Below are 20,333 nucleotides of genomic sequence, written 5' to 3' on the forward strand. Positions count from 1 at the left end.
AACGGTTTTTTACGAAGAAGTCATCAACTCCACTATATAATGGAAGAAGATAGATTATAGTGCCCAAGAATCGCTATAATATAACAAAATCAATCGAATGCGTCCAACACCTGAAAGGCGATTTCGCCAGGTAGTTTTCTCTTCCATGATTTATCTCACCTCTTCAACTGACTTTTCCATACCCTCATCAACTTGTCTATGTCCGATAACATCTATTGTGTCTCTCATAATTCACCTCGCTGATACTGCCAATACAGATATGGTGAAAGAACTGTGATAGTGAGAACGAACAAGATGGTGCCTAGTGCAGCTCCGTAGGCCCATTGGTTGGCTGAAAAAGCTTCTCGATACATCATAGTCCCCAGTATATCTGCTCCTGGACCAGGATTATCACCGAACACAGTATATAACCAGCTAAATGCTTTCAGAGCAAACACCATTACCACCACAGCTATACTGACAGATGCCGAACTCAGTTGTGGTACAATGATTTTCCGATAGGTGGTAATGAGGGAAGCACCATCGATCTCGGCAGCTTCATAGTGTTCTTGCGGTATCGTCCGTAATGTTGCTAAGTAAATAACCATTGCATATCCGCTATATTGCCACACTAACGCAATAGTAACCGATACGAGTACAAGACTAGGATTTGAAAGCCAGTATTGGGTTAAGAAATCAAGGCGCGCTGCGCGAAGCAATGAATTGATAACCCCCGTATTGTAATTAAACATCCAAGTCCAGATCACGCCAGTTACAACAAAGGAGAGACTGAAAGGCAGCAGATATATCGTTCGAAAGCCCTTCCCGAACCGAAGTTGCTGGTCAAGGAGTATAGCCAATAGTACCCCGACAAAGAGGCACGCAGCGGTGAATACTATCAATAATACAACAGTATTCCGTGTCGCGTTCCAAAATGTTGCGTCAGAGATCATTCTTGAGTACATCTCAAAGTCAAATTGAGAGATCTGGTACTCTGGGAGTGCTAATCCTGAGAAGTCGGTTAGCGAAAGAACAAAGCTCCAAGTAATTCCACCGTATACAAAGACACCTATTAGAAGAGTCGGTGGAAGCCAAAACGGCATAGACCGAATTAGTTCACTTTTGCGGAGTCTCTCAAACTGAGCGAATTTTGCCTGTCTCTTCGCTTCATCCAGGATGGACATTATGGAGTGAGTATGTATAATTTGATTGACTTATTCGCTCACAATATCGATGATGTTCTGCTGTGCCTTTTGTATATTGTAACCAGAAATGAAATTGGCCATCCCTTCTGTCAGGTTGTTCAGCGTGTCTGGTGGCAGGGCCAAACCATGTGCGATGGATGGAGGCTGTGCTTCAGAATTGTTGAACTGTTCAATTTGCTTCTTCAAGAATGGACCGAAATCCTCTTTCGGAACATCGGATCGAGGAGGTATCGAGCCTTTAAGAGGGTTGAAAATTTCTTGAGCTTCAACTGTTCCGACAAATTCGAGGAATTTTCTTGTAGCATTAGGTGATGGGTTGTTCTTGGGGAAGGGGAAACCGTCCATGTTTAGTTGGTAGTACCCTTTTGTGCCAGGCCAGGGAACATGTCGCCAACCACTTTCATAGTCAAAGCCGTCGATTGTTTCGAAGTTTCCGGCCTGCCAATCTCCCTGATTCATGAACGCTGCTTCCCCATTGGCTACCTTGTAGCCCGCTTCGTCCTGATTAATAGATCCTGCATCTTGTGTATAGTACTCGGAATACGATTTGACTGTTTCAAGTGCACTGGTAACGGCATCTTCAATACCATCTGTGTTCCCGCCGATGAACTGCTGGAAAGTGTCAACCCCAGCCTCGCCAAGCAGAGTTACGCTGAACAACTGAAGTGTCCCTTGAGCCGAACTAGTTTCTTGGCCCATGCCCGCGGCATCAGTTTCTGATTCGATGGTATCCATAGCATCAATCAGATCTTGCGGGTTGCCAAAGGAGGTTGGATCAACCCCTGCCTCCTCCACTAACTCGACGTTGTAAAACAAATTATTAATCCTGTGGATATTAAGTGGGACAGCGTAAAACGGATTCTCTGAATCTCCGGCTCTCGCCTGCAACTTCGGACCATCTAAATATGCGTTCCGTTTTTTCTCCGTCCAAATATCTCCAATATCTTTTAACTTATCCGCTTGAGCGTACGGTTGTAAATTTTCGCCGGGCCAATCCTGCCATGTACTCGGCGGGTTATTATTGAGAACTCTGTTTTGGATGACATTGTGGAGGTTTTGTCCACCAGCTCCTCCCACAGGATTCTCCGTGACCTTTATGTTGGGGTTTTTCTCTTTGAAACGATCAAGCAACGCAGTCATTGCCTCGCCATCACCGCCTGCTGTCCACCAGTGTTGGAGTTCGAGTTCTGAGTTGTTGCTACTACCGTCCCCAGATTGGTTACTACTACCCGTGGACTGATTGTTTCTGCCACCTTGTGATTGATTACTACTTCCCTGGTCCTGTCCACCGGTACAACCAGCGAGTGCCATCGCTCCTCCAGTAGCTGCACTCGCCCACGCTAAATACTTCCGTCGTGAAACATATTCGCTATCGTCTGTCATGGCTTCGCTATGGCAAATCGGTCCTAGGGTAATAAAGCTAGTTATTACTGTTAAGAATTCAATTTGATGGAGCTTGATCTGGCATCTGATCCGGAGAGTTACTGAGTTCTACAAGAATCGATCATCACCTGTCTTTAACTGAGCAAAGAATCACATGACTGCGGCGGTGTTTTCTAGTCAAAGATTTATTATTTCTTCAGCCGGTGTGCGGTTATCGAGTGCTTGATTCGGGCGCTGATAGTTGTAGTAGAAAGTGAATGCGGCGAGCCAGCGCTGGGCGCTGGCTCTGCCGCCCATCCAGGCTTCGTGAAACCGAACGATCCGCATCGTGAGCGTCTGGAACCACTTCTCGATCAGATTCCGCATGGCGTAGTCGAGATGACCGCCCGGATCGTTCTGCGCAAGGGCGGTCAGGTAGCCCATACCGTCGACCAGAAATTCCGTTTCTGAGAGGTCGTGGTGCTCTTTCAACTCGGAAAGGAACGCGCTGGCGGGCCACATGACCCGCCAGCGCGAGACCCGCACGCCGAGCAACAGCTTCGAATTCACGTCGATCGCGGCGTACACCCAGCACTGTTCGCGACCGATCTGGATCGCGGTCTCGTCGACCGCGACCCGCGACGGATTCGCTGTCCTCAGAAATCAATGATTTCTGATTGGCTGCACGAGAGCTTCGCTCTCGTGAACGTCGGCGAGTCGGGAGTCTTCTCCCCAACACGGTGAACCCACTGAAACACCGTTTGATACGAGCGGGAGACGCCGAAGCTTTCGAGCGCTCTGAAGGCGCTTGCGGTGCTCTCGTCGTCCCAACACTCAAAAGAAAGCGTCTCTACGCTCTTTGTGAGCAGTTCTTAAAGGTTCATCCACCACCACCGAGAACTGATCACTCTTTGACTAGCACTACTTCTGGGGTTTAATCGCCAGACTGACTTCCCCGACAGAGATATCCGGTAAATGAAAGGCCTTGTCCACAACCAACTCGAAGCTCCGCGGTTTCTCACGGAGTACCAGCCGTCGTTCACAACCAGATCGGACGGTTCTTCCTGGCCGAACTGGCAGCAGACGTGGCGTCATGCAACGCGGTATTTCCGCGGACTCACTCGCCCAGGAACCAACAAATCAGTAGCAGGTATCGCCAGTATGGTCGATATCAAACAGGAGAAACTGGAGCGGTTTGTCCCGCGAGAACCCGTGGGACTACGAGAACGTCGAGCAGGACCTTCGCACGAACGCGCCAGAGGCGGCTCCTTGAGCCGCCTCGGCGCTCATCCTCGACAGCATGGGCATCCCGAACAGGGTGACGAGAGCGTCGGCGTCGGCCGCCATTGATGCGGTGCCACCGGCAAGATGAATAACTGCCAAACCACGACCAATCACACTCTCGCCAATCCTGGCGACCGACGCAATGCTGATCAAGTCAGTTGGCCGCTCGGTATGCGACTGTTTCTTTCACGCAAATGGGTGAGTGATACTCCATCCGTTTACGACTCGGAGCATCAACAGCAACAGTACGCTGAACGGCGCGAAAAAGCCGCTCTCCCTGACGATATCAGTTACCAATCAAAACACGATATCGCCGCAGAGCTGGTCGAAGCATCGACGAAGCCCATGTTCTTGGGTGGTGATCTGTGCTACTAAAAAATATCGACTATCGAGGCATCGAGGACTGATTCTCGACCATCGAATCAGGTGCCTGGATCGATAAACCGCGCTTCAGACAGTTTTCACACCAACATTTTCTGTCGAATACGTGTGCCCATCGTCCCGCGTAGCTATCTTTCCTGGACCTGTTGTGGGGTGTATAGTAGTATTCGCCGGCTTGTTCTCGACTAGCGAATTTCCGTCTTCCTATCGACAGTGGAGACAGTCTCCTGAGGTGGTCCGGACGAGAGTTCCTCGAAATAACACATGTATCAGTGTTACAAGAGTGATGAGCCTACACACTATGTTGACAGAAGTGAATCAATCCATTTCGAGCGATGGTGCTCAAAACCGACATAGACAGTAGTAGCTGGCCTTTTCGCATCTCCCGAACGACCCTATCGAAGAGGTCGGTCGACACGGTGTGCGAATCGGAGTCGGACAAGATCGTTCGAGTAGCGTCGACCCTCAGGAAGTGATTAGATCCCTCTTGCGTGACGTGCGCATATCAGTTACACCATGGGATTCTGTAGATCGGATGTACTCAACCGTCGGCGATTTCATGGAAACGCTATTGCGATGGTTCTGAATCGGTACTGATGGCTACACTGATGATTTGGATAGTGTGAATTTGTATCGCCCGGATATCAAACCTATAGTCCTTGAAGCGATGGATTCGATAGGAGAGAACAAAGTCTAAGTGGCTACAAATCAGTTGGTATGATATGCCAACAAATACACCACGGAAAATCGAGGCGGTTCACAAGACCTGCCGGATCATCGAAATTCTTCGAGAGCGTGGTGAAGCCGGTATCACTGAGATCTCCAAGGAGATGGACTTCTCGAAAAGTGCTGTACACGGCCACCTCGCGACGCTAAATGACGAAGGACTCGTCGTCAAAGACGGTCATACCTATCACCTCAGTCTCCGGTTTCTGGACATCGCAGAGTCAGTGAAAGCACGGATCGCGAAGCGGGATGTTGTCAGAGAGCAAGTTCGGACGCTCGCCGAAGAGACTGGTGAAGTCGTTCACTTCGGCGCAGAAGAGAACGGGCGTATCGTGTATCTCTCCAAGTCGAAGGGCAACTCTGCCGTTGAGACTGTATCCCAAATCGGCAAGCGAATGCCAATGCACTCGACATCGATGGGCAAGGCTATTCTGGCCGAGCTACCCCCGGATCGCACCAAAGCTATCCTCGAACAGTACGAGTTGACCGAACGGACGGAGAACACGATTACAGATCCGGACCAACTGCTAGATGAGTTGGACGACACGCATGAGCGGGGGTTCGCTATCGACAAGGAGGAGAACATCCCCGGCATACGCTGCATTGGGATGGCTGTTTCGGGTCCGGAAGCAAACGTGTTCGGAGCTCTCAGTGTCTCTGGTCCGTCTCAGCGTATGACTGAGGAGAGAATCAAAAACGGGCTATCAGAGAAGGTCGCACAAGCAGCCAACGTCATCGAAGTAAACTCGATGTACTCATGATCGCAATTATCCGCATTTATCCATGAACTGTGCTATCGCTCGCGATCATCAGAATACTCAGAGAGAGCTATTGTGAACCACAGCCGAACGAGGGGGCTGGAGTGTAGTTGCGGTTCCATTCGGTGGATGTAGGAACCGATCGATAGACGTATACCGCGAATCGGGGGATGCCGATCTCAATCCCTGTATATCGACGGAGACGCTCAACTGGCGCTTCCCGTCGACGAATATTCGGTTTAGAGACTGAGACGACGGATTGCAAAATCACCGTCTGACGACGATTGATGTCCATCTTGACCAATTGTCACACCTCTCCGGCTCAAAGGAAGTTTTATGTGGTTGGAACGGATCCGTCTATCCAATGCCATTAGAGGTAGATGAGGTCAAGCAGTGCCTCAGGGGCGTCGCCGTCGGCCTCTTGACCCCGTTTGATCGGAACGGTGAGATTGAGTACTGGAAAATTGAGGAGAACGCACAGACCCTCTACGAGAAGGGGGTCCGAACGTACCTCGCCGCCGCAAATATCAGCGAGTACCACTCCTTGTCGCAGGAAGAACGGGTCAACGTAACTGAAACGAGCGTCGATAGCCTTCCATCTGATGCGTGTGTGCTCGCTGGCGTCGGCGGTAGCACGAGCAATGCACAGGAACTGGTCAGGGCGTACGATCGAATTGGTGTTGACGCGATGATGATCATGCCACCTGATCACACGTACATTCACGAGGAAGGGCTGCTGGAGTACTACCGTGACCTGGCCGCCGTGACAGAGACGCCGCTCGTGCCGTACGTTCGGGGGTTCGATCCATCCGTGGAGTACCTCGTCAACCTCTCCCGACTCGATAGCGTAGCCGGGATCAAATACGCACTCGAGAATCCAGTAAAACTCGGTGCGGCCACGGCCAGAGGTGCAGATGACGTGGTGTGGGTCGATGGATTAGCCGAACCCTACGCAGTCCCCTACTGGGCGGATGGTGTCGAAGGGTTCACTGCTGGTGTGAGTAACTTCAGGCCGGAGGTCGGTCTCGCACTGTACGAGGCGCTTTCGAACGAGAATTGGTCCCGTGCCCGGGCGCTCCGCGAGATCTGCCTCCCGTATCAGTATTTCAGGGACGAGACAGGACACAAGAACACCATCGAGGGGGCGATCAGCGTTCCGGCAGTCAAGGAAGGACTCGAACTCGCCGGTATGCACGGCGGGGGTGTGCGAGAGCCAATTCGCCCACTGACCTCGGACGAGAAACAGCGAGCGGAAGCAATCTACAACCAGTTGGACGACAACATTAGTCAATTAGTATGATAATATGTCCAACAACAACAATAGAGAATCAGCTGATCCCACACAGGGTTACAGCTCATGACACAGGTCTTATCGAACAGTTTGACCGCTCTCCCGTTGCGGGGTGGACTCAGAACGAGAACACTCTCAGACGACCGGCTCAAGTTCTGTCGGCAGATCGGCGTCGAGGACATCTTTCTGGATCATCGTGATCCTCGTGGGGACGTCTTCGCTGATGAGGGGAGTCAAGACGAGGAGACTATCACCATCGACGAGGGCGTCGTCCCGTCCGTCTCGGAACTGGTTCAGGCACGGCGACGTGCAGCTGATGCGGGCCTTCGTCTCATGGGAATCCAGTCGCTCAGCTACAACGTGTACGGCAAGATCATGCTCGGAAAGGAGGGCAAAGAGCGCCAGCTTGAGACGATCAAAGAGCTCGTTCGGAACGTCGGTCAAGCTGATATCCCGATTCTCGGCTATCAGTGGAACCCGCGCGGTGTCGTCCCCATGCGTACCTCACAGACGGTCAGTCTACGGGGCGACGCGCGTGGCCGGGGGTTCGACATCGATGATCTCGATAACCCGTGCGAAAAAGCACCCGGTGTGGAGCGAGAGTACGACGAAGCGGAACTCTGGAACAACTACGAGCGGTTCCTCGAAGAAGTGCTCCCTGTCGCCGAAGAGGCAGGGGTCGAGATGGCACTACATCCCGCTGATCCTCCGACAGCCGAGCAGCTCGGTGGCGTTCCACGACTCTTCCGTAGCTTCGAGGCCTTCCAACGTGCGATGGATCTCGTTCCGAGCGACAACCACGGACTCAAGCTCTGTCTTGGTTGCTTCTCCGAGATGCCCGATACAGACGTCACCGATGTGATCGGGTACTTTGGCGGGAAAAACGACATCGTATTCGTACACTTCCGCGATGTCGTCGGTACTTGGCCGAGCTTCACCGAGACGTTCGTCGACGACGAGCGGAGCAATTTCGATGCACTAGAAGCTATCCAAGCATTACAAAATGTTGGCTTCGATGGAGTGGTGGTTCCCGATCACGTTCCTAAGATCACCGGTGATACGGAGTGGGGCCATCGGTCCCGTGCTCACGCCATCGCCTATCTGAACGGTCTTCTTGATTGTTCCCGGCACGGCTCTCGTGTCTAACTCCTCAATCTGATCGATTCCCGTCGCCGAAGAGAACGCCTTGTGGCCATACGACTCTACCAAGTTTCGTATTGGTGACTGAGCGAACAAACCTGAGAGCCAGCCACGAGAGGGATATCGCCTCCACCACCAACACCAGAGTTGGAAGGGTCGCCATACCACAAATTTATTTACGTGGTCGGCGAATTTCTCGTGCATGAACGTCCTCGTCACCGGTGCATACGGACGGTGTGGTACCGCGATAATCGACTATCTGCATGGACTGTCGGACTACCACTTCACGTTCTTGAATCGCTCCGATCGACCGGCAGACCATCGGTACGGAGAGTTCGATACGTACGTCGCCGACATCACGAACTACGAGGCGATCCGACCCGTGTTTGACGGGCAAGACGCCGTCGTCCACCTCGCAGCCTACCCCTATGTCGACGGCGATTGGACGGATGTCTTCGAACCGAACGTCACCGGGATGTACAACGTGCTCGAAGCGACACGGGAAGCTGAGATCGAATCGTTCGTATTCGGATCGACAAATCACGTACAGGGAATGTACGAAGAAGAATACGCGCCGGAACTGTATCAGACAGACTACCCTCTCAGGATCGACCACACAGACCCTGTCCGACCTGATTCGTTCTACGGGGCGACAAAATCTTTCGGCGAGGATCTCGGCCGATACTACGTCGAATCGAATGAGTGGCCCACACGGTTCTACGCCCTCCGGATCTGTTCGGTGCTCGGCGACGGGTCCGATACTCCCTATGCTCCCGCTGAGGAGCGAGTCGAATCCGGCGATCTCAGCCGCGATAGTGAGGAGTATCAACAACTGGTCATGCGAATGAAGGCTATGTGGCAATCCCGCCGTGATTTTGCCCACCTCATCGACTGCTGCCTCAGCGACAACGATGTTACGTACGGTATCTTCAATGGGGTCAGCGATAACGACCGTCGGTGGTTTTCGATCCAGAACGTCCGCAACCGACTCGGATACCGACCACAGGACAACGGCGAGGAATGCGATCGGCCATCGACTCCAGCCGATGACGGTCAGTCATAACTGGCACCATCACTCAAAAACACTGATCGTTAGAGCGACTCTCGTTGAGAAGCAGCATCCCCGTCGAGTCAACACCGGTTTTCGGATCTTGTGCTTGTCGGAAACAATATAGCGATCCGTAGAAGTCTTCGCATCTTACGGCGTGTAAAGAGGAGTATGAGCAGTTGGAGCGAGAATTTAGATGGAGTAGACGCAGAGCAGTTGCGCCAGCAATTGCGCACAGAAACCGACCCGAAGACGGTCAAACGACTGGCCGTTGCCCTTCTCTACGCTGACGGATTCGCTCCCAACCAGATCGAGCAACTGCTCGGAGTCCCTGTACAGACCGCATAAGACTGGTTAGGTGTAGTCGCCGAGCGCGGTGACCTCGCGCTCGGCGACGGCCCACGATCGGGACGCCTATCATATCTCATCCGAGCAACGGAATGAATTGACGGACGTCGACACGCCAGCCTGGCGACCACCATTCGTCTGCGAATACATCGCCGACACCTTCGGTGTCAAACCGAATATTGAGAGGTTTACAGTAAGTTAATACGTCCTCGACTGCCCGGTACGGACATGGAGGTCAGATCGATCGACGCGATCCCGCTGGAACACTCGCTCGAAACGGGTCGCAAGTTCGGTGGCACGCGCGGGCAGACCGGCACACGAACGACCGCTCTCGTCCGCGTCGAAACCGCGGACGGAACGGTAGGCTGGGGGGAAGCGTTCGCCCCACCGCGTTCCGTTGCAACGCTGGTTAAAGAGACGATCGCCGATTCGATCGTTGGCGCGGAGCCGATCGTCGCCGAGTCGCTCGCCGAGCGAGTGTACACCGGGGACATCGGTGGCTATCACTTCGGCCGCGGTGGGTTCGCTCAGGCCGCACTCAGTGGCGTCGAGATTGCACTCTGGGACCTGCGCGGCAAGGAACAGGGGGCTCCGGTTCACGAACTCCTTGGGGGAGAGCGGACTGAGTCGCTAGTGCCCTACGCCTCGACTATGTACATCACCGAGTGGGGCGAAGACCCCGCGGAGCCGATGGCAGCGGCCGTCGACGAGGAGTTTGCCGCGGCGAAGATCAAGATCGGACGGGGCATCGAAGACGACGTCCATCGAACCGCGACCGCGCGCGAGCACCTCGGCGACGAAGCCCACCTGATGGTGGATTACAACGGCAACTACACGCCGGCGCAGGCGATCCGATCGATCCAAGCCCTTTCGGAGTACGACATCACGTGGGCCGAGGAGCCGGTGCCTCCGGAGAACTACTCGGGGTACCGCGAGATCCAGCGCCACGTCGACACGCCGCTCGCTGCGGGCGAGGCCCACTTCGGCCGGTTCGAGTTCAAGCGCCTTGTGGACGAGCGGTGTGTCGACGTGATCCAGCCCAACCTCGGCCGGTGTGGCGGGTTCGCCGAGGCGCGCTTTCTCGCCAAACTGGCGACCACCGAGAACGTCGCCGTCCGGCCACACGTCTGGAACAGCGCCGTCGGGACGACTGCGGCCGTCCAGTTCGCGGCCAGCCTCTCGACGTACCCACACAACCCCGATACCGTGCCCGAACCGGTGTTGTTCGAGTTCGACCGGAGCGAGAATCCCCTTCGGGAGGAGCTGCTCGTGGACCCGCTCGACCCGACCGGTGGGTCCCTGGAGGTCCCACAGGAACCCGGACTCGGCGTGACCGTCGACGAGAACGCCGTCGAGCAGTATCGGGTCGACTAATCGGGCACGGACCGGTTCGATCCGGAGGAGGGTTCGATCGGGCGGAGCGTTCCAGTTGCCACCGTTGTCGTGCAGGTCGTAACCAATCCGCGTGCGGGCGTGTTCGAGGTCGAACCACCGGCTTCGGTTGTCACTCACGCCGCTGAAGATCCTGAACTCGACGACGACACCATCGAGTTCGGCGACGATGACCGAGCGCGCAGTATCCAGGTACTGCTTCGTCCGCTCAAAGAGCCCCAGAACGAGTCTGGGGCAGCGAACGCAGTGGCTGGGGCGAACAACGTCCCGGTAGTCAAACACGGCCTTGATCTCGCAGGAACCGTCGATGGTTCGGCTTGCACCCCGTTCTCGGGGCTCTCGGCAGCGGACGAACGGTTTCCGACGATGATGGATCTATATCATAGGCCCCGAAATCGTCCGACAGAGCGTGTTCGGCGCGCAATCGCTTCGCGCCTGTCCCGTGGTCTCCGTTACGATCCCGCATCTTCCACTGAGTCGTCCCACCCTCGCTCCGGCAGCGTATCTCACGCCTTGTCGTACCGGAACTCTGTCCACGCACCCTCCACGAACGGATACTCCTCCACGACGTCGAGATTGACGTCGATGCCGAGACCAGGCCCCTCGGGGACGGCGAGGCGGCCGTCGGTGATCTCCGGCTCTCCATCGAGCAAGTCGAACGCGAGGTCGAAGGGGTACATTCCGGGATCGGGATCGGCCGCAAGCGCGGGATCGTTCTCGAACACGGGGTACTCCAGCAGCGAGACCTCGGGGGCAGCCGCGACGAGGTGGGCGTTCGCCACGAGGCCGAGCCACGTCCCGAAGTTGTGCGGGACGAACTCCATGTCGCGGCCTCGGCAGTGCTCGATGGCCTCCTGACAACCCGAGAAGCCCTCGTGGTGGCGCACGTCGCCCTGCAGGAAATCCACCGCGCCGGTCTCGGCCAGATCGATCAGGCCCGCGAACGAGGGTTCACTCTCGCCGCCGGCGAGGGCCGCACCGGTCTCGGCCAGTTCGACGTACCCCTCGTAGTCGTCGGGTTCGACAGGCTCTTCGACCCAGTGGGCCCCGTGGTCAGCGGCGTAAGCGACCAATTCGCGTACGGTTTCAGGGTCGTAGCTCTCACGGAGCTTCCACCACGTGTGCGAGTCCAGCATGAACGCCATGTCGGTGAGCGCATCGGCCAATCGCTTGACGACCTCGCGGTCGCGAGCGGGACCGATTCCCGGTCGATACTTGTAGCCGGTGAAACCGAGGTCCTCGAGAACCAAGGCCTGGTCGACGTAGCCTTCGGGCTCCATATACATCCCCGCGCTGGCGTACAGCGGGAGATGGGTGGTCGATTGGGTACCGTACTCCTCGGCGAGCAACTCATGGACCGGCGCGCCAAGTTCCTTGCCCCGAAGATCATAGAGCGCCACGTCGATCGCCGAAATGGCTTCGCGCTGGAGCCGGGCCGGGAGGTCGGTCTTGCGGAGACGAGCGTGGGCCGCCGGGATTTCCTCGATCGTTTCGCCGACGAGCGCGTCGGCGACCGGACCGTTCACGACCTCTCCGAAAGTCCCTAGAGAATCGTCCTCGAAGAACTCTCGCATCGCGGAACTGCTTGCGCCCGCCGTGGCGAACCCCTGGCGTCCATCTGCCGTCTCGACGACGACCAGTACGACGTCGCGTTTTCGTAGCCGGCGCGAGCCCCCGTGGAACCGTCGCTCCTGGGGCGGGTCGATTGGCGAAGAGAGTGCGTGTCCCTGCACGTCAGTGATCCGCATGGAAAGGGCAACCCGCTCGGGTGTAATAAACCACGCGTTCGGAGCGATCGGAACGGGTAGTTCAAGTCAGGAGAATTTGGTGTACAACTCGATAACGTTAGCTGCGTGGGCTGGACGTGTTCGGAGGAGTACCGTGAAAGCGGTCGGCGGTGAACCGGTTCGACGGTAGTGTTCAGATACGCTGGTTCCATACGAAGGCGAACGACCGCAACCACTCGTCAGCAGTTTCTACATTGGTGTGTCTGAAACAGTTCGAGAACGAGGAAGTGCGTCGTCTTACCTCACGGAAGACACGTTCGACGGCGTTCCGATTTCCGTGGCGTTCGTAACGGAAATCGAGGCCGTGTCGACGGCAGGCTTCGTGTAGTGGTATCGCACCGTCGACGAGGAACGTGGCATCTGTCGACGTGGTGTTTTTCGCGGAGTTCGGCGAAGAATCTGTGAACAAGAGCGTTGTTTCTGGTTGCTTCGAGCTTCGTGTGCAGCAGTTCGTTCGAGTCGGGGTCGACCGCGACGTACAGCTAGTAGCGCTCGTCGTCGAGTTGGATCACGGTCTCGTCGACCGTGACGTGATCCAGTGTCTTGCCGGATTCGGGCTGTAATTCCGCGCCTTGTGAACCCAGTTGTAGATCGTCGATCGAGCGCGGATAACGCCAAACATTTCGAGAATTGAGACAGTATTCGAAAGCGAAAGACCGGCGAGATGTAGCTGAACGTTTGGATCCATCAACAGTCACGGCGTTGCTTCTCGCCCCACAGAATCTAACTCGATCTCGTCCAAACAACCGTCGAGGCCGGTGGATTTCTGCATGAGACACTGAAATTCCACCGCGCCTCACGTTTCAGCCTTATCTGAACACTATCACGAACCTCCGCTGATCACGAATTCACTCCCGAGGTGCGCTCAACCGGGTCACTCCAATTGAGAGGCACGCCGATCTGTGAGATGGAAGGATTTACCACGATCGCATGGCGATGTTCAGCCGGTATGTCCACTGCCCATTCGTCTTTAGCTAAGTGTAGCTTCAACCGTGAACTATCCAGCGTACCGTAAATTGGCTTGTTGATCGTTCATGCCCCCCAGAGGGTTACACAACAATCACAGTTAGCGATAGCTTGGCCGCAAAGCTCACTCGGATCATGGTGTCATGATTGCTTTATACACGCTGAAACAATCAAGTACGCGGCGCTGTCTAGTTAAGAGTGAGCAGGTCAAAGAGCTGGTTGTCTATGCCACTCAGCGACCTGCTCGATGAAGCGTTAGGAACGGTAGATACTGACTGTTGGGACCGAGAGCGGACGGCGACGCCCGTCAGCGTTCGCCGTCCGACTCCATTCAGCGGGGCTCTCGCTCCGGGAAACCGTGGCGATTCTCGATCTCCTCGGCGTTGACCGCTCGCACGGAGCGGTCTGGGACTGGACGCACCGCCTCGCAGACGATCAGGATGACCCGCCGCGGAGTGCTCCGCGGCGGGTCGCCGTCGACGAGACGGCGATTCAGATCGGCACGGAGTGGCGGTGGTGTTACGCCGCGATTGATCTCGATTCGATGCTGGTGCTCGATGTCGAGGTATTCAGCCGCCGCGGGACCGATCCCGCGTCGGCATTTCTCCACCGACTTACCCGGAACCACGACGTCTCAGATGCGGAGTTTCTCGTCGACGTCGGTGAAGCCGCGATTGACCGGGATCCGATTGCCGGCCGCGACGCTTGCGGTGCCCGACCACTTGTGACGCATGTAGAGGCGATCGCCGTCGGATTCCAGGCCCACGGCGGTGTCCATCCCGAGGAGCCGTCCGACGTACGGTTCGGGCAGGGAGTGATTGTGGACGTCGATTCGCATACGGTGCCGTTCCGAGGCGAGGCGTCTAAACGTTCCCGTCGAGACGGATCGGCCCGCAACCGACAGTCACTCGACGGTAGCCGGCGGCGTCACTTTCTTCAGGAGCCAGACGACGGTCTGGAAGAACAGGTAGGCAGCCACCATGATGAACAGGATCACCCCGAACATGTAGCCCAGATCGGCGTTCTTCCAGGCCAGCACGATCTGGTAGCCGATGCCCTGGGAGGAGGCGATGAACTCGGCGACGATGACGCCGATGATCGACAGCTGAACCGTCGACTTGATCGAGGACGCGATGTGTGGCAGCGCCCGCCAGAACCTGAAATACCGCACCATCTGGACCCGTGTCGCACCCAGCACCGTACCGAGGTGCTCGAAACGCTCCTCGAGGGAGTTCATCCCGGTGACGGTTCCGAGGAAGACGGGGAAAAAGCCGACCCACGCGGCGAAGACCGTGACACCGTTGATGACGAACTGTTGGGTCGCGTCCGCTGCTGTCACCGAGCTCATCAGGTACGCCGATGGCCCGGTGAACTCGAGCAGCACGATCGGGTCCAGGACCGTGATGAACCAGATGATGAACACTGGCGCCAAGACCGGGTGCGGGATCGCATACGCGAAGATCACCATCGGCATCGACATCTCTCGAACGAGGGTCAGCTCCGCAATGACGATGCCGAGTAGCACCCCGAACAGCACCGCGAGGACGAAGGCGACGGCGATCGAGGTGAACGTCTCCACGACCCTGACGAAGACGGTTTCGGCGTTGTCCACGAGCGAGCTCCAGGTGTACGTGGGGTAGGCGACGATCCGATTGTTGTCGATCAACATCGCGACGCTCTGCCAGAACAGCAGAAACGCGATCAGGGCAACGAGCGTCGGGACGCGATCGGTGACCCAGTAGCGGGCACGCACCGCCAGGTTCCCCTTGTCGGTCGCCATCTGTTACTGCTCCCCCATGAACGAAGAGTCCCGCCAGTGAACCACCCGTCGCTCGATCAGGAAGATCACCAACACGACGCCCGCGCTGATCACCCCGAGGATGAGGACGATCGCGACGGCGCGTCCCACGGCAGCCCGGCCGATGACGGACTTTGCCATCGAACCGATTCCGGGCGTCGTGCTGACGAACTCCCCGACGACCGCGCCGATCATCGCGAGGATGAACCCGATCTTCATGCCATCGAAGATGAAGGGGAGACCGTTCTGGAACCGCACGTACCGGAACTCCTCCCAGGTTCCGGCACCGAGCAGGTCGAGCATGTTCTCGGTCCGCTCGTCGACGCTGCGGAACCCGTCGATCGCCGCGATCAACATCGGGAAGAAGGCGACCCATGTCGCCATCACGTAGTTGGCGGCCGAGAGTCCGAGGAAGCCGACAAAGCCCATCCAGTAGATCGCCAGCGGCGTCACCGCGATCCGCGGAATCGTGTTCATGCCGACGACGAACGGCATCAGGGCACTCCGGAGGCGGTCGCTGGCGACGATCGGGATGGCCACCAGGATCGACAGGATCAACGAGGCGACGTATCCCACGCTCACGGCTGCGAGCGTGTTGGGGAGGACCAACAACATGACTCCCCAGATCCGCTGGAGTTCCGTGACCACGTCGATCGGTCCCGGGAAGTACGTCGAGGAGACGTCCACGAGGAGCGCCGTTGCCTGCCAGATGACCAGAAAACAGACCAGTCCGAAGATCGCAAGTCCGTACTGGCGGACCCGTCCGTCGCGTAGCGGCCCTTCACGCTCGCCAGCCAATGCACCTCCGACTTTCTGGATGGCGTCGGCGATCATCGTTGGCTCTTGAAGTGCTGGTGAACCTCGGTTGATAGTTCGACGAAGCGGTCCGATCCCCGCGTCTCGTCGGTCCGCGGCCGCGGGAGGTCGATATCGATGGTGTCGACGACCTGGCCCGGCCGGGACGAGAGCACGACCACCTTATCCGAGAGGAAGACGGCCTCATTCAGGTCGTGTGTGATGAAAAGCACCGTCTTCTCGGTTTCCTCCCAGATTCGCAACAGTTCGACGTTGAGCTCGTCTTTCGTCATCGCGTCGAGCGAGCCGAAGGGTTCGTCCATCAACAGCACCGACGGGTCGTAGATCAGTGCCTGCGTGATGGTGAGCCGCTGTTGCATCCCGCCCGAGAGCTCGTTGGGGTAGGCGTTCTCGAAGCCCTCGAGGCCCACCAGCGAAAGCAGGTCCTCGGCCCGCTCGCGATAGTGGTCCATCGACTCGGAGATGGCGCCGTTGCTCTTGAGAATCTGGACCGGGAGCATGACGTTTTTCTTTACGGTCCGCCACTCGAGGGCCACCGGTTGCTGGAACACGAGTCCGACCTCGCTCCGATCGTGGTCCTCGCTGTGGACGCTCGTGCCGGCGACATCGACGCTTCCAGCGGTCGGTTCCAGAATACCCGCCCCGAGGTGCAACAGGGTCGTTTTCCCACACCCCGAGGGGCCGACGACGGAGACGAACTCCCCGTCACCCACGTCCAGGTCGATGCCCTCCAGTGCAGTGACTGATTCCTCGGTCGGATCGGTACCGTACACCTTGTCCACGTCCGAGAACGATATCTTTGGGTCCGAAGTCGGTGAGGCGGTGTCCGGCCGCGCGTTTGCAATATCTTTACTCATTGTCGGTGGGGTGACTCTCGAACGACATAGCATTACTCATTGTTGGTGGGATATTCCTCGAACGGTTTAAATGTGACGTGCGTCTGCCCGCGCGGCGGGACGGCAGGCTCTCCGGCCAGCCTCGCGGCCGTGTACTTTCGATCTCGTGCTCGTTTTCGAAACGGCGACCGACACGGGTCGGTTCCCGTTGACGGCCTCATAGGGACCATTGTAATTTGCTATGGATCCGACACTGTATGCGGGCTCCAGTGATCGCGACATTCGGAACTCGATGCAACGGCTGAAAATGGTTACAACGGTCCCATCAATTACCCGACTCGGCCTCTGCGAATATCTCGGCGAACCGGCCACCCGTCTCCATAACCTGGGCCCACTCGTCGTCCGTGAACTCGACCGGTTCCGAGGCCTCGAACGGCGCGCGATTGACCATCTCGCTGGCCGCTGGCACGACGGACGGGTCGTCGAGGAGTGCATTCGCGGCGCCGTCGCGTCCAACCTGGACGCCCTGCTCGGTGAAGTAACCGATTTGCTCCTCCTGGTAGCTGTTGTTGATCATGACCGCCACGGAGGTTTCGTACTGACCCCGCAGCTCCTCCTCGGTCCAGGTCTGGAGGTTGGGATTGACCTCGTTTTGCATCAGGTTGAGGTATTCGTCGCCGTTCAGGAGCACCCACTTCATGGTCTTGTGGAACCCGGTGAGCACGGCGGCCATGAACTCCTCGCTGTTCTCCTTGTTCTCGTACCAGCCGTTGTTGACCCAGATCGACTGGCCGGGGATCGCACCGAACTGGGTCAGGGGGACGACGCCGAGCTCCACGTCGGCCGCCTCCTCGTAAGCGGTCAGGAGGTCGATCGACCCCCAGACGGCCTGTACATCGTTGGAGGCCAGGGTCGGTGGGCCGACCTCCTCGCCCGCGGCCCTGGTGCCGATTTCGCTGCCGTCCACGCCGGCGAGTTCGGGGTACATCGGCCAGGTCGAGGAGGCGAAGCCCGACGCGAGCAGGACGTCCTTGCCCGCGAGGTCGGCGGGACCGGACACCTCGTCGGTCCGGTAGATCAACGAGAGCAACGGCCGTGCCAGGTAATTGCCAACCAGGCTCATGTCCAGCGCTTCGGCCTCCTCGCCGCCATCCCAGACCGAGATGGCCGTCGCGAAGGAGGCATAGCCCATCTCCGTGGTCCCGGTTCCGATGTTCAACGATTCCGTGTCCGAGCCGTTGCCTAGCTGGGCATCGACGTTGGGGACGCCTTCGTCAGCCCAGTAGCCTTCGAGCTCCGCGATGTGTGGCGTCCCGTGGGTCGGCTCTTTCTTCCAAGAGGCGGTGAACACGACCTCCTCCTCGTCCATGAATCCACTACTACTGCCACCACCGCCGGCCGTCGTCTCGGCACCATCACCACCGCCAGCCGTCGTCTCGGCACCATCACTACCGCCAGACGTCGTCTCGGCACCATCACCACCACCGCCACCGCCACCACCGTTACCGTCACCGGTACAACCCGCGAACATCATTACTCCCAACATACCTGCCGACCCATGCAGGAACTTTCGTCTGTCTATCTCACCTGGTAGGGTAGCATCAAGCTCTTCGATGATACTCTCTTTGGCCTTGTCCATGCCTTTGTCTGTCATACACATCCAGATGTGATGCCGAGTATATAAATGTTGCTGTTGATTCCGGCAAGGAAGTATCAAGTTTAGGACGTCGCATCGGGAAGCGTTGCGAAGGCGGTGGGTTACGATCCGGTGGGGCAGGTAGTACTTCGAAGGGAAACCGGTGCCAGAAGCATCCTGTTCGGTATTTAAGCAGGCCGAACCACGCTTCGACGAACGGGCGAGTTACCCAGGTTTCACGCTTGAACCTCCACTCCAACAGATCTAGCGGCAAATCGTATCACGGGCCGCGGTCGGCTCACATCAGTGGACGACCGCGGCCGCGCGAGATCGTCTTCAACATTGACGAGCGTGGGCTATTCGTCTCGATGAACCTCAGGCAGAGATCGTTCGAAATAATCGAACGCGCGACTGGCAAAAATCGGTCACTAGGGGACAGATTCCGGTCTAAAATAACGACAATATCAGTGTTACATCTAGTTTTTACTTATGTTATTCCCATATATCGAACGGACCTTGAGAGAACTCGGCGGACATAGCTACCGGGAGCGTTCCACGTCCCCACCGATTCGGGAAGGGTAGACACTCAAACGAGGGATAGTTCCAGTTCGTACTCGCTTACCAGTTCGGTGAGCACCTCCGCGAGCTGCCGTTCCCGCTCGGAGCCGGCAAAGGAGTGTTTCGGGCCGGTGATGCTGAACCCACCGATGACGTCGCCGGACTGTTCGGTCGCCGCCACGCCGACCGCGTGGAGATCCTCAATGTTCTCCTCGTGGTTGACGGCATATCCCCGGTCGCGTATCTCCTCAAGTTCCGCGAACAGATCCGCTCGGTTCGTGATCGTCTGGTTCGTCTCGGCGGGCAATCCCCACCTGTCGAGGATCTGCTCAACGCGCCGTCGGGGCAGTTTCGACAGTATCGATTTCCCGACCGCCGTGCTGTGTAGGTACAGCCGGTTTCCCATGCGCTCGTGTGCCCATCCCATCTTGTTGCCCGACGCTGAGTGGATGAACACGGCTTTCCCCCCCATCTCTACAGAGAAGTTCGACCGGAATCCGACCTGTTCGAACATCTTCTCCGTGAACTCGCGTGCCAGCACGAACGCCTTTTTGCGGGTGCGGACCTCGTTGCCCAGCCGAAGCAACTCCGGCCCAAGATAGTAAATGTCGCCCCGCTTTATTACGAACTCCGTCGACTTCAGCGTCGCTAGGTGGCCGTGAATCGTGCTCTTCGGGGCCTCCATCAACTCCGCGATCTCGGTGACCCGTCCGCCGTCGATTTCTTCAAGCAGTTCGAGTATCTCGATCGACATCGCGGTCGTGTTTAGGGTTTTTGACTCATTGTCGTCTACCATACTCCGCAGAGCCGGCCTTTGCTAATAACGTTCACGATAATCGAACGATTTTTGAGGGTCCGACCGTCGATCGATGAGTGTTCGTTCTCAGAAATCCCTTTTACAAAGTATCCAAGACCCGAGGAAAGGTGATAGCGAATCTGCCCGACGCTGCGGTGACCATGGAAGTCACAGTCACGTTCCCTTCGTACTCCGCACCGAACCACCAATTATGTTCGAGAAAACA

Annotated in this window: 15 protein-coding genes and 5 pseudogenes; 7 read left to right on the forward strand and 13 right to left on the reverse strand. The window is 56.9% G+C overall.

Annotated features, from left to right (window positions below; all coding sequences use genetic code 11):
* Positions 1 to 224 precede the first annotated feature (224 nt).
* The 4 genes and pseudogenes from TX76_RS17260 to TX76_RS18550 form a co-directional block, all read right to left on the reverse strand.
* Positions 225 to 1,163 carry a carbohydrate ABC transporter permease gene (locus tag TX76_RS17260; protein WP_079890860.1) on the reverse strand — a complete coding sequence of 313 codons (939 nt, stop codon included), beginning with the start codon at positions 1,161 to 1,163 and terminating at the stop codon, positions 225 to 227.
* A gap of 30 nt (positions 1,164 to 1,193) precedes the next feature.
* Positions 1,194 to 2,567, reverse strand: coding sequence for an ABC transporter substrate-binding protein (locus TX76_RS17265; RefSeq protein WP_079890861.1), 1,374 nt, complete (start codon positions 2,565 to 2,567; stop codon positions 1,194 to 1,196).
* A 177-nt stretch (positions 2,568 to 2,744) separates the two neighbouring features.
* Positions 2,745 to 3,415 (reverse strand): annotated as a pseudogene (locus TX76_RS17270) (IS6 family transposase).
* A 349-nt stretch (positions 3,416 to 3,764) separates the two neighbouring features.
* Positions 3,765 to 3,893, reverse strand: coding sequence for a hypothetical protein (locus tag TX76_RS18550; RefSeq protein ID WP_267462372.1), 129 nt, complete (start codon positions 3,891 to 3,893; stop codon positions 3,765 to 3,767).
* A 15-nt stretch (positions 3,894 to 3,908) separates the two neighbouring features.
* Here TX76_RS18550 and TX76_RS18700 point away from each other — a divergent pair.
* The 6 genes and pseudogenes from TX76_RS18700 to TX76_RS15700 form a co-directional block, all read left to right on the forward strand.
* Positions 3,909 to 4,205: pseudogene (locus tag TX76_RS18700) on the forward strand (transposase); the annotation flags it as partial.
* Positions 4,206 to 4,933: 728 nt separating this feature from the next.
* Positions 4,934 to 5,698, forward strand: a complete 765-nt coding sequence (locus TX76_RS15680; RefSeq protein WP_049903758.1) for an IclR family transcriptional regulator — start codon at positions 4,934 to 4,936, stop codon at positions 5,696 to 5,698.
* A gap of 361 nt (positions 5,699 to 6,059) precedes the next feature.
* A complete protein-coding gene (locus tag TX76_RS15685) occupies positions 6,060 to 6,995 on the forward strand; it encodes a dihydrodipicolinate synthase family protein (RefSeq protein WP_049903759.1) in 936 nt (311 codons plus the stop codon).
* Between the two features lie 57 nt (positions 6,996 to 7,052).
* Entirely contained in the window at positions 7,053 to 8,132 is a 1,080-nt protein-coding gene (locus TX76_RS15690) for a mannonate dehydratase (protein WP_049903761.1), read from the forward strand.
* Positions 8,133 to 8,328: 196 nt separating this feature from the next.
* Positions 8,329 to 9,189 (forward strand): NAD-dependent epimerase/dehydratase family protein, encoded by an 861-nt coding sequence (locus TX76_RS15695; RefSeq protein WP_049903763.1) that lies wholly within the window; start codon positions 8,329 to 8,331, stop codon positions 9,187 to 9,189.
* A 561-nt stretch (positions 9,190 to 9,750) separates the two neighbouring features.
* Complete coding sequence (locus TX76_RS15700; protein WP_049903764.1) at positions 9,751 to 10,896, forward strand: mandelate racemase/muconate lactonizing enzyme family protein; 1,146 nt, start codon at positions 9,751 to 9,753, stop codon at positions 10,894 to 10,896.
* A gap of 36 nt (positions 10,897 to 10,932) precedes the next feature.
* On the opposite strand, the pseudogene TX76_RS18705 reads toward TX76_RS15700, so the two are convergent.
* The 3 genes and pseudogenes from TX76_RS18705 to TX76_RS17280 all read right to left on the reverse strand — a co-directional run.
* A pseudogene (locus TX76_RS18705) lies at positions 10,933 to 11,058 on the reverse strand (NAD-dependent epimerase/dehydratase family protein); the annotation flags it as partial.
* Between the two features lie 362 nt (positions 11,059 to 11,420).
* Entirely contained in the window at positions 11,421 to 12,662 is a 1,242-nt protein-coding gene (locus tag TX76_RS15705; protein ID WP_049903766.1) for a mandelate racemase/muconate lactonizing enzyme family protein, read from the reverse strand.
* Between the two features lie 172 nt (positions 12,663 to 12,834).
* Positions 12,835 to 13,473 (reverse strand): annotated as a pseudogene (locus tag TX76_RS17280) (IS6 family transposase).
* Between the two features lie 419 nt (positions 13,474 to 13,892).
* Here TX76_RS17280 and TX76_RS17285 point away from each other — a divergent pair.
* Positions 13,893 to 14,325: pseudogene (locus TX76_RS17285) on the forward strand (IS6 family transposase); the annotation flags it as partial.
* Here the strand turns inward: TX76_RS17285 and TX76_RS15720 are convergent.
* The 6 genes from TX76_RS15720 to TX76_RS15745 all read right to left on the reverse strand — a co-directional run bounded on the left by TX76_RS15720 (position 14,302) and on the right by TX76_RS15745 (position 20,107).
* Entirely contained in the window at positions 14,302 to 14,505 is a 204-nt protein-coding gene (locus tag TX76_RS15720; protein WP_049903771.1) for a hypothetical protein, read from the reverse strand. The pseudogene TX76_RS17285 and the gene TX76_RS15720 overlap by 24 nt on opposite strands.
* 66 nt (positions 14,506 to 14,571) lie before the next feature.
* The gene (locus TX76_RS15725; protein WP_049903773.1) at positions 14,572 to 15,447 is read right to left on the reverse strand and encodes an ABC transporter permease; all 876 of its coding nucleotides are present in this window, start codon (positions 15,445 to 15,447) and stop codon (positions 14,572 to 14,574) included.
* A 3-nt stretch (positions 15,448 to 15,450) separates the two neighbouring features.
* Positions 15,451 to 16,299, reverse strand: a complete 849-nt coding sequence (locus TX76_RS15730) for an ABC transporter permease (protein WP_049903775.1) — start codon at positions 16,297 to 16,299, stop codon at positions 15,451 to 15,453.
* Positions 16,296 to 17,054: an ABC transporter ATP-binding protein gene (locus TX76_RS15735; RefSeq protein ID WP_228842407.1), complete on the reverse strand. Its 759-nt coding sequence runs from the start codon at positions 17,052 to 17,054 to the stop codon at positions 16,296 to 16,298. Before TX76_RS15735 ends, TX76_RS15730 begins: the two co-directional genes overlap by 4 nt.
* 388 nt (positions 17,055 to 17,442) lie before the next feature.
* Complete coding sequence (locus tag TX76_RS15740) at positions 17,443 to 18,771, reverse strand: ABC transporter substrate-binding protein (RefSeq protein ID WP_154019109.1); 1,329 nt, start codon at positions 18,769 to 18,771, stop codon at positions 17,443 to 17,445.
* Positions 18,772 to 19,339: 568 nt separating this feature from the next.
* Complete coding sequence (locus tag TX76_RS15745; protein ID WP_049903781.1) at positions 19,340 to 20,107, reverse strand: IclR family transcriptional regulator; 768 nt, start codon at positions 20,105 to 20,107, stop codon at positions 19,340 to 19,342.
* Positions 20,108 to 20,333: the final 226 nt, after the last annotated feature.

This window comes from Halococcus agarilyticus, from assembly GCF_000334895.1.
Classification (GTDB): Archaea; Halobacteriota; Halobacteria; order Halobacteriales; family Halococcaceae; genus Halococcus; species Halococcus agarilyticus.

Excerpts from the sequence above, each read along its gene's own strand:
- TX76_RS15720 (WP_049903771.1), bottom strand. The coding sequence starts at position 14,505 with ATGCGAATCGACGTCCACAATCACTCCCTGCCCGAACCGTACGTCGGA.
- TX76_RS18550 (WP_267462372.1), bottom strand. The coding sequence starts at position 3,893 with ATGGCGGCCGACGCCGACGCTCTCGTCACCCTGTTCGGGATGCCCATG.
- TX76_RS15685 (WP_049903759.1), top strand. The coding sequence starts at position 6,060 with ATGCCATTAGAGGTAGATGAGGTCAAGCAGTGCCTCAGGGGCGTCGCC.
- TX76_RS15740 (WP_154019109.1), bottom strand. The coding sequence starts at position 18,771 with ATGACAGACAAAGGCATGGACAAGGCCAAAGAGAGTATCATCGAAGAG.
- TX76_RS15725 (WP_049903773.1), bottom strand. The coding sequence starts at position 15,447 with ATGGCGACCGACAAGGGGAACCTGGCGGTGCGTGCCCGCTACTGGGTC.
- TX76_RS17265 (WP_079890861.1), bottom strand. The coding sequence starts at position 2,567 with ATGACAGACGATAGCGAATATGTTTCACGACGGAAGTATTTAGCGTGG.
- TX76_RS15705 (WP_049903766.1), bottom strand. The coding sequence starts at position 12,662 with ATGCGGATCACTGACGTGCAGGGACACGCACTCTCTTCGCCAATCGAC.
- TX76_RS15730 (WP_049903775.1), bottom strand. The coding sequence starts at position 16,299 with ATGATCGCCGACGCCATCCAGAAAGTCGGAGGTGCATTGGCTGGCGAG.
- TX76_RS15700 (WP_049903764.1), top strand. The coding sequence starts at position 9,751 with ATGGAGGTCAGATCGATCGACGCGATCCCGCTGGAACACTCGCTCGAA.
- TX76_RS15695 (WP_049903763.1), top strand. The coding sequence starts at position 8,329 with ATGAACGTCCTCGTCACCGGTGCATACGGACGGTGTGGTACCGCGATA.
- TX76_RS15745 (WP_049903781.1), bottom strand. The coding sequence starts at position 20,107 with ATGGTAGACGACAATGAGTCAAAAACCCTAAACACGACCGCGATGTCG.
- TX76_RS15680 (WP_049903758.1), top strand. The coding sequence starts at position 4,934 with ATGCCAACAAATACACCACGGAAAATCGAGGCGGTTCACAAGACCTGC.
- TX76_RS17260 (WP_079890860.1), bottom strand. The coding sequence starts at position 1,163 with ATGTCCATCCTGGATGAAGCGAAGAGACAGGCAAAATTCGCTCAGTTT.
- TX76_RS15690 (WP_049903761.1), top strand. The coding sequence starts at position 7,053 with ATGACACAGGTCTTATCGAACAGTTTGACCGCTCTCCCGTTGCGGGGT.